The following is a 14,910-nucleotide window of genomic DNA, read 5'->3' on the forward strand; positions in this document are numbered from 1 at the left end:
TAGAAGCAAGTACATAAGAATAATATCAAGCCAAGTCAGCGTAAACCGCATGACTTGGCTAGAAACAAACACTGGGACTGATGCTCCCAAGGAAGAAAAGCTATGTCGACAAACCAGCACGCAAAAACCTTATACGAAAAAGTTTATGACGCTCACGTTGCGGTTGCAGCGAAGGGCGAAACACCAATTCTTTATATCGATCGTCACTTAGTTCACGAAGTAACGTCACCTCAAGCATTTGATGGCTTGCGTGAGAAAGGACGCAAAGTTCGCCAAGTTGGCAAGACTTTCGCGACCATGGATCACAACGTATCGACACAAACTAAAGACATCAACGCTTCTGGTGAGATGGCTCGTATCCAAATGGAAACGCTATCGAAGAACTGTGAAGAGTTTGGTGTCACGCTTTACGACCTAAACCACAAATACCAAGGTATTGTGCACGTAATGGGCCCTGAGCTAGGTATTACTCTGCCGGGCATGACCATCGTATGTGGTGACTCGCACACGGCTACACACGGTGCATTTGGTTCACTAGCATTCGGTATCGGCACTTCAGAAGTGGAGCACGTTCTAGCTACGCAAACGCTAAAACAAGCTCGCGCTAAAACCATGAAGATCGAAGTAAAAGGCAAGGTTACTCCTGGCATCACTGCAAAAGACATCGTGCTAGCGATCATCGGTAAAACAACGGCTGCTGGCGGTACTGGCTACGTAGTTGAATTCTGTGGTGAGGCAATTACCGACCTTACGATGGAAGGTCGTATGACAGTATGTAACATGGCAATCGAGCTTGGCGCTAAAGCAGGCTTAATCGCTCCAGATGCAACGACATACGAGTACATCAAAGGTCGTAAGTTCTCTCCAGAAGGCGAAGACCTAGAAGCAGCAATCGAATACTGGGATACGTTAAAAACCGATGCTGATGCAGAATTCGATGCAGTTGTTACATTAGAAGCGGCAGACATCAAACCACAAGTCACTTGGGGTACCAACCCAGGTCAGGTTATCTCAGTAGACACACCAATCCCTGCACCAGAAAGCTTCGCAGACCCTGTAGAAAAAGCATCAGCTGAAAAAGCGCTGGCTTACATGGGTCTTGAAGCCGGTAAATCTCTATCTGATTACAACGTAGATAAAGTGTTCGTGGGTTCTTGTACTAACTCTCGTATCGAAGACATGCGTGCAGCAGCAGCGGTAGCGAAAGGCCGTCAAGTAGCGAAACATGTTCAAGCGCTTATCGTTCCGGGTTCAGAGCAAGTTAAAGCACAAGCTGAGGCTGAAGGCCTAGATAAGATCTTCATCGAAGCAGGCTTTGAATGGCGTTTACCGGGTTGCTCTATGTGTCTTGCGATGAACAACGACCGTCTAGGTCCACAAGAGCGCTGTGCTTCTACATCAAACCGTAACTTTGAAGGTCGCCAAGGCCGTGATGGTCGTACGCACCTAGTTAGCCCAGCAATGGCAGCCGCAGCGGCTATCGCTGGTCACTTTGTCGATATTCGTGAACTTTAATTAGAGGATTTAACATGTCAGGTTTTCAACAACACACCGGATTAGTCGTTCCTCTAGATACGGCCAACATCGATACTGATGCGATCATTCCAAAGCAGTTTCTACAGAAAGTAAACCGCATCGGTTTTGGTAAGCACTTGTTCCACGATTGGCGCTTCCTAGACGATGCAGGCCAACAGCCAAACCCTGATTTTGTAATGAACGAAGCTCGCTACCAAGGCGCTTCAATTCTTTTAGCTCGTGAAAACTTCGGTTGTGGTTCATCTCGTGAACACGCACCGTGGGCGCTTGCCGATTACGGTATCCAAGTAATGATCGCACCAAGCTTTGCCGACATTTTCTACGGTAACTCGATCAACAACCAAATGGTGCCAGTTCGATTGACTGAGCAAGAAGTGGATGAGCTATTCCAATTCGTTGAAGCGAATGAAGGTGCAGAAATTACGGTTGATCTAGAAGCAATGAAAGTCAGCGCGAACGGCAAAGAGTACTCGTTTGAAATTGATGAGTTCCGTCGTCACTGCTTACTGAATGGTTTAGATAATATCGGCCTTACACTTCAACATGCCGATAAGATCTCAGAGTTTGAAGCTAAGATTCCTAGCTTCCTAAAATAATGAGACGTTTCTGAATAAATCTAAAGGTTGGCCAAGTGCCAACCTTTTTTATTTGGCTAAGCTTTTAACTTAACTTCATATGTTTATTTAAATGAAGAGCAATGAAAGAAAATGGTAAGCCTTAAGGTCTTAGTAGTCAGTCATCAGGAGAATGCCATGAAACAACTACTTTTTATTGTCAGCCTACTTTTCTCAACCTTAGCTTGGTCTGCGCCTAAATCCGATCTTTGGCCATACTGGAAGCAAAGCGACGAAACCAACCTAGAACAGGTATCTCATCAAGATTGGCAGCAATTCCTCGATAGCTACTTGGTTAAACAGGGGCAAAATACGTTAGTTAGCTATAAAGCGGTGAACACTGCCGATAAGACCAAACTTAAGCAATACATCAAGCAACTCGAACAGGTGAATCCGCTCAACTATTCAAAAGCGGAGCAGTATGCCTACTGGGTTAATCTATATAACGCCGTGACTGTCGATTTGATTCTTGATGCCTACCCGATCAAATCCATAACTAAACTTGGCGGACTATTTAGTTTCGGTCCGTGGGGAGATGATGTGGTAGTCGTTAATGGGAAATCACTGACACTCAATGACATTGAACACCGAATCCTAAGACCAATTTGGCAAGATCCTCGCACGCATTATGCAGTGAACTGTGCCAGCCTAGGTTGCCCTAACTTACAACCTGACGCTTTTACCTCTAAAAATACTGAAGCCTTGCTAGAGCAAGCTGCAACTGAGTTTGTAAGCAGTGACAAAGGCGTGATGGTTACAAACAATAAGCTTCAACTATCATCGATTTACGAATGGTTTGCTGTGGATTTTGGTACGAAGAAACAGCTTATTCAGCACTTAGAACAATATCGAATTGAAGCAGTAACCAATACTCAAAACATCAGTTATGAATACGATTGGTCGCTCAACCAAGCAAACTAGCTCTAAGGCTAAAGTTGATCACTAAAGTAAAAAAGAGGCTAGAGGTTTTTATTAACCTCTAGCCTCTTCTCAATTCTTTGACCGTATTTCTACAATTAAAAGCTTGAGCTCGGTTGCTGCAAGAACTCAATCTCTTCGGGAGTCGAAGCTCGCCCTAACACCTCATTACGGTGCGGATAGCGACCAAATCGCTCAATGATAACCTTGTGCTTAAACTCAAAGTCCAGATTATGCTCTAATCCCGTTTGAGAAAAGAGTTCCACGGCTTGTTCATGGACTAACAAAGATTCACTGTGCATATAAGGCATATACAGGAAGCTTTTCTGTTGCTCGTTAAGCTGGTGATCAAAACCACCCGCTACCGCCTCTTGGGCTAGAGCCAACGCCATCGGATCAGCAGAAAATGCTGTCGGACTTTTTCTACCAATATTTCGAGAAAACTGATCAAGTACGATAATCTCAGCCAATCGTCCTTGCGCAGTTTGGCGCCACTCAAATAGCTCGCCTTGAATGGCTGCTTTATGCAATTCAGAAAATCGAGACTCTATCAAAGTGTCAATCTCGGCGCCGCCAGTAAACCAATCTTTAGGCGTCAACTCATCGAACCAAAACTCTAGAACATCCTGATACGTTACCGTCATATAATTCCCTTTAATAAAAAACCGAGTAACTTTGTTATTACTCGGTTTAGTGTTCAATTACTTAAAACCTTTTACTTTCTTTATCAGGTCATAAGCATTCTGAATTTCTTGCGATTTCTCTTTCGCAACATTCATCATCTCAGGCGGTAAGCCCTTCGCCATCAGTTTATCTGGGTGATGTTCATTCATCAGCTTGCGGTAGGCTTTCTTCACCTCTTTACCTTCAGCACTTTCACTCACACCAAGAACCTTATATGCGTCGCCAAGTTGGTTCTGTTGCGAAGCCTGTTGCCAACCTGATGATTGCCCATGACCCTGATGGCCACCAAAGCTTCCACCTTGCTGTTGGAAACGGAACGCAGCTTCTTGCATCTGCAAGCGGCGTTCTAGTTGTGCTGCCGAAAACCCAAGCCCTTGCGCTATTTTATGCAGAACTTGACGTTCACTCGGGTGCAAACTTCCATCCGCAAATGCGGCAGATACCTGAAGCTCTAGAAAGAACTGCAGAAGATCAAAACGACCACCCGATGAGATTTTAACTCGCTCAAGTACGTCGTTCAGAGGGAAGTCGCTCTCTTTGCCGTCACGGAATGCATCTTGCGCTGCTTTACGCTGTTCGCCATGCAGGTTCATACGCTCCATCATGGTAGAAGCGAGTTGAATCTCTTCTGGCGTTACCTGCCCTTTCGCTTTAGCAACGTGCCCCATAACCGCAAAAGCGGATTTAAAAAACTCGTTCTGTCTTTCTGCTTGGCTTGGACCTCGACCAAAACCAGAGCTATTGAAGCCTGATTGGTTCAATCCGCGAGCTTTATCGAATTGGTGTCCTAAAAACAGACCAAAAACTAAACCGAGTGGCCCTCCAAATAAAAAGCCAAAAAACGCGCCCAAAATTTTGCCAAATATTTGCATTATGTGTTCTCTATCTATGAATTTTATCTGAGTAATGCTGTCTGATGATGCTGAATGCTATTATTTCCTTTATCATAAGGAAAATGCTTTATTAATTGGATTGATACTAGATCAACCCTTCATCTAGTGACACAGGATAGTTCAACTTCATGCAATCTTTTTCCCGCTCCTTGTTAGCCGCGTCTATAAGTACGGCGTTATACGTGTCGACAACTCAAGCTGAAACAATCACCGATAGTAGTGTGCAGGAAATGCCCTCTATAGATCAATGCTTGATCGAGCCCGCTGCAGAAAACGAGACACAGCTACCCGCTCACGTTGAGTCAGATCGCCTAGAAGCTATCAATGGTGACAAGGCAATATACTCAGGTGACGTAGTCGTTACGCAAGGAAATAAGACCATCCTTGCAGATAACGTAACCCTGCACCAACAAGAAAATATCGTTGTAGCTGAAGGCAACGTAAACTTTAGTGATGGTCAAATCAAATCTATCTCAGACAGAGCGACCAATAATCTGACTACAGATGAAATGACGCTTGAGAACACCGATTACGAATTCCTTTGCGAGCCCGGTCGCGGAGATGCTGTTTATATAGCAAAAACAGGTAAAGCGGTTTATGAGATTGAAGATGGCTCCATTACCTCTTGCCCGATTGGCGATAATGCTTGGCGTCTAAGAGCATCGAGCATCAGTGTCGACCAAGACGAAGAACAAGCCACTTTTTATAATCCACGTTTTGAAATCCAAAGTGTTCCCGTCTTTTACTTACCTTACTTAACAGTACCGGTGGGTGATACACGTAAAACCGGTTTCTTGTACCCAACAGTTTCGTATGGTTCAAGCGATGGTTTTGAAGCTGAAATTCCTGTTTATTGGAACTTAGCACCAGACTACGATTTGGAAACTACCTTCAAGTACATGCAAGAGCGTGGCACTCAACTCAACAGTAAATTCAGATATTTAAGCGATTTTGGTTCCGGTAGTATCGAGTCTGAATATTTACCAGACGATCAAAAGTACACTGATCTAGGCGATCGTTGGGGTTTCCAACTAGAACATTCAGGAATATTCCAACAATCTTGGTTATTCGAAATTGATTACTCTAAAGTCAGTGATATTGACTACTTTTCGGACATGAGCTCAAATATCGGTAACCGTGAAGATGGACAACTGCTTCAAGAAGGGCAAGCAACATACCGTTCTCAAAATTGGGATGCGTCTGTACTTGTTCGAGACTTCCAAGTTCTTACCACCAGCAATAACTTGCCTTATCGTCTAATGCCACAACTCGAGTACAATTACTATGCTCCAGAGGTAATGGATTACCTAGATTTTGACTTAATCAGTCATATATCAATGTTCGATACCGACGCATCAGGCAAACCATCAGCCACTCGTGTTCACGTTGAACCTGGTATTACAATCCCAGTAGGTAACACTTGGGGTACTTGGACAACAGAAGCTCGACTACTTGGTACTTACTATCAACAAGACCTTGATGGCGTTGATACCGGCGCAGGCTCTGATTATGAAGGCTTGGAAGAATCAGTAAGTCGAGTTATTCCAGAGTTTAGAAGCCACGCAGGTATCGTTCTTGAACGTGATACAAAAATTGTGGGCAATTACACTCAAACACTCGAACCTCAAGTTCAGTATCTTTACGTACCAGAAGAAGATCAAAGTGACATTGGTCTTTACGATACGACACTACTGCAGACCGATTACTATGGTCTATTTAGAAGCCGTAAATATAGCGGTGTTGATCGTATCGCATCTGCGAATCAAATTAGTTATGGTGCATCATCTCGTTTCTTCGATGATGAGTATAAAGAGCGTTTGAATATTTCTTTTGGTCAGATTTTTTATATCGATAAAGATACAAAACAGACTTTAGACAACGACGACTCTGATAACAAAACTAATTATTCGTCTTGGGCTATAGAAATGGACTTCAACTATGATGACTACCTGTTCTACCATGGTGGCGTGCAATACGATATTGACTCCTCTTCGATGCAATTAGCGAATAGTACACTTGAATACCGCTTTGCTGGTGGTTACATACAAACCAACTATCGCTATGTTACAGAAGAATACATAAATGAAACTGTAGATTTTGACGTATCATCCATAACAAGAGATGGTATTTCGCAAGCGGGTTTACTTGGTTCCTACCAAATTTCACCGAAATGGAGCACCAGTGCTCAATATTTCTATGACTTAACCACACAAGAAGATCTAGAGTGGTTAGCTCGTTTAAACTATAGATCGGATTGTTGGTACATCGGCTTTACGTATAGTAACCAGCTGACAAATAACATTAGTGATCCAAATGTCACGCCTGAATATGAAAATAACTTTGGTGTGAATTTCGGTATTATCGGCTTTGGTACTAACTTAGGCTCTGATTCAGGCGCTGTTGGGGATAGCAGTTCTGATAACTCATTGAGCTACGGTCGCCCATTCTTCTTAAACAACTAATTTTCTTTACTGATAAGAAATCAGTAAATTTAAAGGATTACACATGACATTGTGGAAACGCACATTAATTGCTATCGCAGCGACTTGTACTTTATCAACAAGCTTTGCAGCGCCAGTCGAGCTAGACAGCGTAAAAGTTATCGTTAACGAAGGCGTTATCTTACAAAGCGACATCGATGCCTCGATGAAGACGCTGCGCGCAAACGCTAAGAAAAGCGGGCAAACATTGCCATCGCAAGATGTGCTCAATGAGCAAGTACTAGAAAAACTGATCATCGATACTATTCAAACTCAAGAAGCAGAACGTATCGGTGTTCGTATTGATGATGCTCGACTTGATCAAGCAATTGAAGGTATCGCTAAAGACAACAACCAAACGGTAGAACAACTTACCGCATCGGTTGCTGAAGAAGGCCTTAGCTACAATGCATTTCGAGAGCAAGTAAGAAAAGAAATTGCGGCAAGTGAGGCTCGCAATGCTCTAGTTCGCCGTCGTATTAACATCCTTCCTGCAGAGGTCGATAACCTAGCGGATATCTTAGCGCAAGAGACTAACGCAACCGTTCAATACAAGATTGGACACATTCAACTTCGCTTCAATGATGACCAAACCAAAGAAGAGCTAGAAGCCCAAGCTAAAGAACTGGTCGAAGAACTGAACTCAGGCAAAGATTTCAGCACCATGGCATATACTTACTCTAAGGGTCCTAAAGCGCTGCAAGGTGGTGATTGGGGTTGGATGCGTAAAGAAGAGATGCCAACCATTTTTGCTGACCAGATCAAAATGCAAAATAAAGGCAGCATCATCGGTCCTTTCCGTAGCGGTGTAGGTTTCCACATTCTAAAAATTGAAGATGTGAAAGGCTTAGAAACCGTAGCAGTAACGGAAGTGAATGCTCGTCATATCTTGATTAAGCCAACCGTAATCTTGAGTGACGATGGCGCGAAAGAACAACTTGAAGAGATCACGCGCCGCGTAAACACAGGTGAAGCGAGCTTTGGCGACCTTGCACAGCAATACAGCCAAGATCCAGGTTCTGCAGTACAAGATGGTGAGCTAGGCTACCAAACACCAGATTTGTATGTACCAGAATTCAAACACCAAGTAGAAACGCTACCAGAAGGCAAAATCAGTGCGCCATTCAAAACCGTACACGGTTGGCACATTGTTGAAGTACTAGACCGTCGCGAAGTCGACCGTACCGATTCAGCTTTGAAAAACAAAGCTTACCAAATTCTATTTAACCGTAAATTCAACGAAGAAGCTGGTGCTTGGCTACAAGAAGTAAGAGCAAGTGCCTTTGTTGAGATGGTTGAGGACGACCAAGATGACAACAACTAAACGTATTGTCATAACCGCAGGTGAACCAGCAGGGATAGGCCCAGATTTAACTTTGGCTCTATCTCAAGAAAGTTGGCCTCATCAACTCGTGGTTTGTGCTGATAAAACACTGCTATCCGAGCGAGCTAAAATTCTTGGTATCGAAGTCAATCTTCTGGACTACGATGCAAATGCAGCTAAGCAACCGCAACGCGCTGGCACACTGGTAGTGAAACACGTTCCACTTGCTGAAACGGCAGTTGCAGGTCAACTCAATGAGGCTAATGGTCATTACGTATTAAATACTTTAGAAACCGCAGCAATTGGCTGTATGAATGATGAATTTGATGCTATTGTCACCGGCCCCGTTCACAAGGGTGTAATTAACCGAGCTGGCGTTGCTTTTAGCGGCCATACCGAGTTCTTTGCAGAGAAGTCCAATACACCACTGGTGGTGATGATGTTGGCAACTGAAGGGCTGCGTGTTGCGCTAGTAACAACGCACATCCCACTAGCTTATGTATCTCAAGCTGTGACCGAAGACAGATTAGAGCAAATTATTGCTATTCTAAATAAAGACTTGGTTGAAAAATTTGCTATTGAGAAACCAACTATCTATGTGTGTGGCTTGAATCCACATGCTGGTGAAGATGGTTGTTTAGGGCGTGAAGAGATTGAAACTATCACCCCGACGCTAGAAAAAATTCGCCAAAAAGATGGCATCAATTTAGTTGGCCCATTGCCAGCAGACACCATCTTTAATGAAAAATATTTGCAAGATGCAGATGCTGTTTTAGGTATGTATCACGACCAAGTACTCCCGGTATTGAAATACAAAGGGTTTGGTCGCTCAGTGAACATCACGCTTGGCTTACCGTTTATTCGCACATCAGTCGACCACGGTACCGCCTTAGACTTGGCAGGGAAAGGCCAAGCCGATACAGGGAGCTTTAGAACAGCGCTCACGCACGCCATTGAATTAGTAGAGAAAAAGCAATGAGAAATGATGTCCACTTAGGGCACAAAGCGCGTAAACGTTTTGGTCAAAACTTCCTTAACGATCCATACATTATTGATGGCATCGTATCGAGTATTAACCCACTACCAGGTCAAAACTTGGTAGAGATCGGTCCTGGTCTAGGCGCAATTACTGAGCCTGTGGGTAAGCTTGTCGATAAATTTACTGTTATCGAATTGGATAGAGACCTTGCAGAACGTCTTCGTAACCATCCAGATCTTGCGGACAAGCTAACGATCCGTGAAGGCGATGCGATGAAGTTCGATTTCCAAGAACTGGTTAAGCCAAACAATAAGCTACGCATCTTTGGTAACTTGCCATATAACATCTCTACACCATTGATGTTCCACCTTTTTGAATTCCATAAAGACGTGCAAGACATGCACTTTATGCTTCAAAAAGAAGTGGTTAACCGTCTAGCTGCTGGCCCTGGCAGTAAAGCTTACGGTCGTCTTACTGTAATGGCTCAATACTACTGTAAAGTAACGCCTGTGTTAGAAGTTCCACCAACGGCCTTCGTTCCGCCACCGAAAGTAGACTCAGCAGTCGTGCGCCTACAGCCATACGAAGTGCTGCCTTATCCGGCAAAAGATCTGAAATGGCTAGATCGCGTCTGTCGTGAAGGCTTTAACCAACGTCGTAAAACAGTTCGTAACTGCTACAAGAGCTTAATCGATAAGGAAGTGCTTGAAGAGCTAGGTATCAACCCAAGCATGCGTCCTGAGAACTTAACACTCGAGCAGTTTGTCGACATGGCAAACTGGTTGTACGACAGTCATAACGCTGACAAATAAATAAAAAAGGCTCCTACACTTCGGTTAGGAGCCTTTTTTATGTAATACTTTAATTACATTAAGTATATCAACAACAAAAGGTGCGAATATGGATATATCTACGCCTTGTATCAAATGCCAGGTTCACTCTAAGTACATAGAAGAACAATCTGAGCCAACGAAGAATCGTTATGTCTTCGCCTACATTATTACCATCAAAAATCTAAGTAAAACAACGGTGCAACTTATGTCTCGCCGCTGGTTAATTACCGACTCTAACGGCAAGCAGCTCACCATTGAGGGTGATGGTGTAGTTGGCCAACAACCCGTGATTGAAGCCAACGACGAGTACACCTACACAAGTGGTACGGTCATCGAAACCCCTGTTGGCGTTATGCAAGGTCACTATGTGATGACCGATAACAAGGGCATTGATTTTATTACCGAAGTTGACCCATTCAGACTCGCAATCCCTAATATTCTTAATTAGCCGTACATCCGTATCTACAGGAAATTATTGTGTCGAATTACATTGTCGGAGACATCCAAGGGTGCTTCGACGAACTTCAAGGACTACTTGAAAAAATTAACTTTGATAAACACCAAGATACTTTATGGGTCGCCGGAGACTTAGTTGCTCGAGGCCCTAAATCATTGGAGACGTTACGCTTTATTCGTAACCTTGGTGACGCAGCTAAGGTTGTATTAGGCAACCACGACTTACATCTTCTGGCGGTGTCCTTAGGACTATTTCCAGCGAAACCAAAAGATAAGACTCAAGCGATTCTTGATGCTGAAGATCGTGAACTGCTAATCGAATGGTTAAGACAACAGCCTTTGCTTCAAGAACACCCAGAGTTCGTGATGTGCCATGCGGGTATCTCACCGCAGTGGAATCTAGAAAGAGCACGTGTTGAAAATCGAGAGATCGTATCCTTGTTAAAGTCCGATAAATGGCAATGGCTAATCGAAAACATGTACAGCAACGCGCCTGATTTATGGCATCAGGATTTACATGATATTGAGCGCTATCGCTATGCGATCAATAGCCTGACAAGAATGCGTTTCTGTTTTGAAGATGGCCGTCTCGACATGGCATGTAAGCTACCACCGAATGAGATTACCGATGAACCATTAGTGCCATGGTTTGACCTTCCGCAACGCATAAAGCTCGATAAAACCGTTGTTTTTGGACACTGGGCTGCGCTTGAAGGCTATAACGGAAAAGACGTAATTGGACTTGATACTGGATGCGTCTGGGGAGGTGAATTGACAATTCTTCGCTGGGAAGATAAACAGTTTTTCACTCAGAAAGCGCTATAAAGATACGAGAAACTTGCGCTACCTTGGTAGGGTAACGCAAGCATTTTTCAGAGACTAGCTATTGATAACCACAGTTAACGCTCGAGAATCACAAACTCCATGTTGTGTTTGTTTTTCTCGTCAGCTTGATAGCTCTCGTTAAAGCTCTGCTTCCAACCTTCACCCCAGTCAGGAAATTGTGTATCTCCATCGACGGCGAAATCGATGTAAGTCAGATACAACTTGTCCGCTTTAGGTAAGCAGCTCTCATAAATAGAGCCGCCACCAATGATCATCACCTCTTCAACATCACTGAGTAGCTCTAGAGCCTGTTCAATAGAAGTTACCGTCGTTACACCTTCAATCTTTAAACTCTCATCACGGCTGATTACGACATTCAACCGACCCGGCAAAGGGCGTCCAATAGAATCGTAGGTCTTACGTCCCATCACGACTGGTTTACCCATAGTCGAGCGTTTAAACCATGCAAAATCCGCAGGTAAATACCAAGGCATCTGATTGTCTTTACCAATTATACGGTTGTTTGCCATTGCCGCTATCATGCTGATGATCATAAATCGAAAGTCCTGTCCCTAAAAAGAAAATTAACGCTAAACGATAGGTCTACGGCGATAGAATAACAGCCCTGGCACAGCTAAGCCAACCGCCAACCCTGCGATAATGAACATCGATTTTAAAAAGTTCTCCATCAACATTGCCAACAACTCAGGCGTGTAGCCTGCCCTGTTAATCTCCACCATCGCAATCATCGCCTTGAAGGCGAACACACCTGGCACCATAGGAATTAGAGCTGCAACCGTAAACACCTTCGGATGTGCTAACAGTTTATGTGACCAATGAACCCCTATCATACCGACCACGGTTGCGGCGAAGAACGTCGCCCATTCGATTGGAATACCAAAGTGCATCATCAGATACCGGCTACCATGACCGATAGAACCACCGAGTGCACAATAAATTAAAGCACGTTGCGGAACGTTAAACACCAATGCAAACCCAACCGCAGGAATAGCGGCGAAAAACATATCGTTGAGCAGACCTAAAAACAGTTCGAAAATACTCATTAGCTTGCCCACCCCCAAACATCTGATAGACTCATCGCCGCGACAATGCCCAAGCTCGTCGCCAGAGTTAATAAGCTGGCCATGGTAAAGCGCGCTAACCCCATATTAATATGGCCTTTAAGCATATCAGCGACGGAGTTAATCAGAGGAAAACCAGGTACTAACATTAATACAGATGAAGCCATCACGATCGTGGGTTGGCCGCCAATATTGTAAAGTACGGCTTGAGCTGAAATGGTCGTGGTAACGAATGCTGTGATAGCAAAGTTTAATAGCGGATTGAAATGGCGGTGCCCAATCTCTTGCCTGACGATCATACCGCAAGCTGAAGCAATAAAAGTCATCATGAAGACTTGCCAGTCTCCGCCCGCAAGGTGGCTAAAAGAGGCGCACGACAACCCTATCATCACAACCACTAACCAACGGTTGTAGCGCTCGGGGCTGATGTTTTGAATCTTTTTATACGCCAAATCATAATCGAGAATTCCCTTCTCCATCATGATGCAAATGCGTTGAATGTCGGTGATAACCTGCATGTTAATGCCACGATCAGCACAACTTCGAGTAGTGGTAATACAGTGATCATCCATTACGGTAGTTACAACAAGCGCATTGGCTGACAGTGCGACTTCAACCTCATTCACCCCACAAGCAATACCGATGCGACGCATGATATCGCCGACCAGTGTGCTCTCTGCCCCGTGCGCCAATAACATTTGTCCTGATTGAGCGACGAGTCTTGAGATCGCTCTTTGCTTTGATGCCATGATTTCCTTCCCATAGGCGTTAATTATCTAAAGATAAATTTTGCATAAAAAACAGTAAGACGTCATGATTTAGATACAAAAAAACCGCAATTTTCATTGCGGTTTAATAAAACTATCAGTGTACTTGTAAGAAGCGACCGATGCGTTATGAGAAACTAAGAGGATTAGTCACGAACATAGATAACATGGCCGTCATCCTCTTCGTCATCCCAATCGTCCCAATCGTCGTCATCTTCAGTAACGACATTCTTACCGCTCATCGCATCTTTATGGTAGTCATCCCACATAAAGTCTACTTTTTCTTCTTCTTCAACTTCTACAACTTCACGAGGTAGGTTTTCCATAAACTCACCTAGTTTGAAGCAAAGATCTTTGGTGCCGATTTTATTCACAGCAGAGATCTTGAAATACTCGCCTTCCCAGCCCAAAGCATCGATGATTTCTTGAATCTTTTCGTCTGCTTCGTCTTCTGGCATTAGGTCAACTTTATTGAACACTAACCAGCGAGGTTTTTGTGAAACTTTTTCACTGTATTGCTCAAGCTCATCGATGATCGTTAGTGCATTCTGAATAGGATCAGATTGATCGATCGGCATAATGTCGATCATATGCAGAAGAACACGACAACGCTCAAGGTGCTTAAGGAATCGGATACCAAGGCCAGCGCCATCAGCTGCGCCTTCGATTAGTCCTGGGATATCGGCAACAACGAAGCTCTTTTCAGGGACAACACTTACCACACCCAAGCTTGGGATCAAAGTAGTGAACGGGTAATCAGCCACTTTTGGTTTCGCAGCAGATACTGAACGAATAAAAGTAGATTTACCTGCGTTTGGTAGGCCAAGCATACCAACGTCAGCTAATAGAAGAAGCTCTAAACGCAGTTCACGAACTTCGCCTTTAGTACCCATTGTCTTTTGACGAGGAGCGCGGTTAACAGACGATTTAAAACGCGTGTTACCAAGACCGTGCCAACCACCTTTACCAACCATTACTTTCTTGCCGTGTTCAGCAACTTCAGCAACGATTTCGTTGGTGTGGATATCAACTGCACGCGTACCAACTGGTACTTTCAGCGTAATGTCTTTACCACGTTTACCAGTACAGTTACCGCCGCGACCATTCTCGCCACGCTCTGCATTGTAAAAACGTTGGAAACGGTAATCGATCAGTGTGTTTAAGTTCTCATCCGCTTGGATGTAAACATCACCGCCGTCACCACCGTCACCGCCATCAGGACCACCTTTAGCGACGAATTTTTCGCGCCAAAAGCTAACTGTACCATTACCGCCATCACCGGCTTCTATTTTTACTACCGCTTCATCAACGAATTTCATTTTTTAACTCCGCACTTACGTTGCGTTACCACTCATCAAGGAGTGATATAAATTCTAGCAGATCCGTGTTTAGATCGATCACCTAAGATCTAGGCCGACCTGCAACCAAGGAACAAATAAGGAGAGGTTCTTTGCTTCTTATTTCTTAAAAACAAACGGCTTCTTAAAAACTAATCTGTTTATCAAAAAATAAAACGGCT

At 44.0% G+C, this 14,910-nt stretch carries 15 protein-coding genes; 9 read left to right on the forward strand and 6 right to left on the reverse strand.

Annotated features, from left to right (window positions below; genetic code table 11):
* Nucleotides 1-102: 102 nt before the first annotated feature.
* From leuC to LMH68_RS05965, 3 genes are all read left to right on the forward strand, one after another.
* Nucleotides 103-1,515 carry a 3-isopropylmalate dehydratase large subunit gene (leuC, locus tag LMH68_RS05955; RefSeq protein WP_017062936.1) on the forward strand — a complete coding sequence of 471 codons (1,413 nt, stop codon included), beginning with the start codon at nt 103-105 and terminating at the stop codon, nt 1,513-1,515.
* Between the two features lie 14 nt (nt 1,516-1,529).
* The gene (gene leuD, locus LMH68_RS05960) at nt 1,530-2,132 is read left to right on the forward strand and encodes a 3-isopropylmalate dehydratase small subunit (protein WP_017062937.1); all 603 of its coding nucleotides are present in this window, start codon (nt 1,530-1,532) and stop codon (nt 2,130-2,132) included.
* 156 nt (nt 2,133-2,288) lie between these two features.
* A complete protein-coding gene (locus LMH68_RS05965; RefSeq protein WP_017061387.1) occupies nt 2,289-3,071 on the forward strand; it encodes a DUF547 domain-containing protein in 783 nt (260 codons plus the stop codon).
* Between the two features lie 95 nt (nt 3,072-3,166).
* On the opposite strand, the gene LMH68_RS05970 is transcribed toward LMH68_RS05965, so the two are convergent.
* Both LMH68_RS05970 and djlA read right to left on the reverse strand, forming a co-directional pair.
* Nucleotides 3,167-3,712, reverse strand: a complete 546-nt coding sequence (locus LMH68_RS05970; RefSeq protein WP_017066942.1) for a DUF924 family protein — start codon at nt 3,710-3,712, stop codon at nt 3,167-3,169.
* Nucleotides 3,713-3,769: 57 nt separating this feature from the next.
* Entirely contained in the window at nt 3,770-4,624 is an 855-nt protein-coding gene (gene djlA, locus LMH68_RS05975; protein ID WP_229647479.1) for a co-chaperone DjlA, read from the reverse strand.
* A 149-nt stretch (nt 4,625-4,773) separates the two neighbouring features.
* Here djlA and lptD point away from each other — a divergent pair, with 149 nt between their 5' ends.
* From lptD to LMH68_RS06005, 6 genes are all read left to right on the forward strand, one after another.
* Nucleotides 4,774-7,107 carry an LPS assembly protein LptD gene (gene lptD / locus LMH68_RS05980; RefSeq protein WP_229647480.1) on the forward strand — a complete coding sequence of 778 codons (2,334 nt, stop codon included), beginning with the start codon at nt 4,774-4,776 and terminating at the stop codon, nt 7,105-7,107.
* A 43-nt stretch (nt 7,108-7,150) separates the two neighbouring features.
* A complete protein-coding gene (gene surA, locus LMH68_RS05985; RefSeq protein ID WP_017062940.1) occupies nt 7,151-8,449 on the forward strand; it encodes a peptidylprolyl isomerase SurA in 1,299 nt (432 codons plus the stop codon).
* Entirely contained in the window at nt 8,436-9,428 is a 993-nt protein-coding gene (pdxA, locus tag LMH68_RS05990; RefSeq protein ID WP_413755637.1) for a 4-hydroxythreonine-4-phosphate dehydrogenase PdxA, read from the forward strand. The genes surA and pdxA overlap by 14 nt, the downstream gene beginning before the upstream one ends.
* Nucleotides 9,425-10,240 carry a 16S rRNA (adenine(1518)-N(6)/adenine(1519)-N(6))-dimethyltransferase RsmA gene (rsmA, locus tag LMH68_RS05995; protein WP_017062942.1) on the forward strand — a complete coding sequence of 272 codons (816 nt, stop codon included), beginning with the start codon at nt 9,425-9,427 and terminating at the stop codon, nt 10,238-10,240. Before pdxA ends, rsmA begins: the two co-directional genes overlap by 4 nt.
* Nucleotides 10,241-10,328: 88 nt before the next feature.
* On the forward strand, nt 10,329-10,709 hold the full coding sequence (gene apaG / locus LMH68_RS06000; RefSeq protein WP_004735899.1) for a Co2+/Mg2+ efflux protein ApaG: 381 nt from the start codon (nt 10,329-10,331) through the stop codon (nt 10,707-10,709).
* Nucleotides 10,710-10,738: 29 nt separating this feature from the next.
* Complete coding sequence (locus LMH68_RS06005) at nt 10,739-11,542, forward strand: symmetrical bis(5'-nucleosyl)-tetraphosphatase (protein ID WP_017062943.1); 804 nt, start codon at nt 10,739-10,741, stop codon at nt 11,540-11,542.
* A gap of 74 nt (nt 11,543-11,616) precedes the next feature.
* Here the strand turns inward: LMH68_RS06005 and folA are convergent, their stop codons facing one another.
* The 4 genes from folA to cgtA form a co-directional block, all read right to left on the reverse strand.
* Nucleotides 11,617-12,096: a type 3 dihydrofolate reductase gene (folA, locus tag LMH68_RS06010; RefSeq protein WP_229647481.1), complete on the reverse strand. Its 480-nt coding sequence runs from the start codon at nt 12,094-12,096 to the stop codon at nt 11,617-11,619.
* Between the two features lie 36 nt (nt 12,097-12,132).
* Nucleotides 12,133-12,606 (reverse strand): threonine/serine exporter family protein, encoded by a 474-nt coding sequence (locus LMH68_RS06015; RefSeq protein ID WP_017062945.1) that lies wholly within the window; start codon nt 12,604-12,606, stop codon nt 12,133-12,135.
* Nucleotides 12,606-13,373 (reverse strand): threonine/serine exporter family protein, encoded by a 768-nt coding sequence (locus LMH68_RS06020; protein WP_017061378.1) that lies wholly within the window; start codon nt 13,371-13,373, stop codon nt 12,606-12,608. The genes LMH68_RS06015 and LMH68_RS06020 overlap by 1 nt, the downstream gene beginning before the upstream one ends.
* 164 nt (nt 13,374-13,537) lie before the next feature.
* Nucleotides 13,538-14,710: an Obg family GTPase CgtA gene (gene cgtA / locus LMH68_RS06025; protein ID WP_017061377.1), complete on the reverse strand. Its 1,173-nt coding sequence runs from the start codon at nt 14,708-14,710 to the stop codon at nt 13,538-13,540.
* Nucleotides 14,711-14,910: the final 200 nt, after the last annotated feature.

Source organism: Vibrio sp. F13 (assembly GCF_020806305.2).
Lineage (GTDB): Bacteria > Pseudomonadota > Gammaproteobacteria > Enterobacterales > Vibrionaceae > Vibrio > Vibrio crassostreae_C.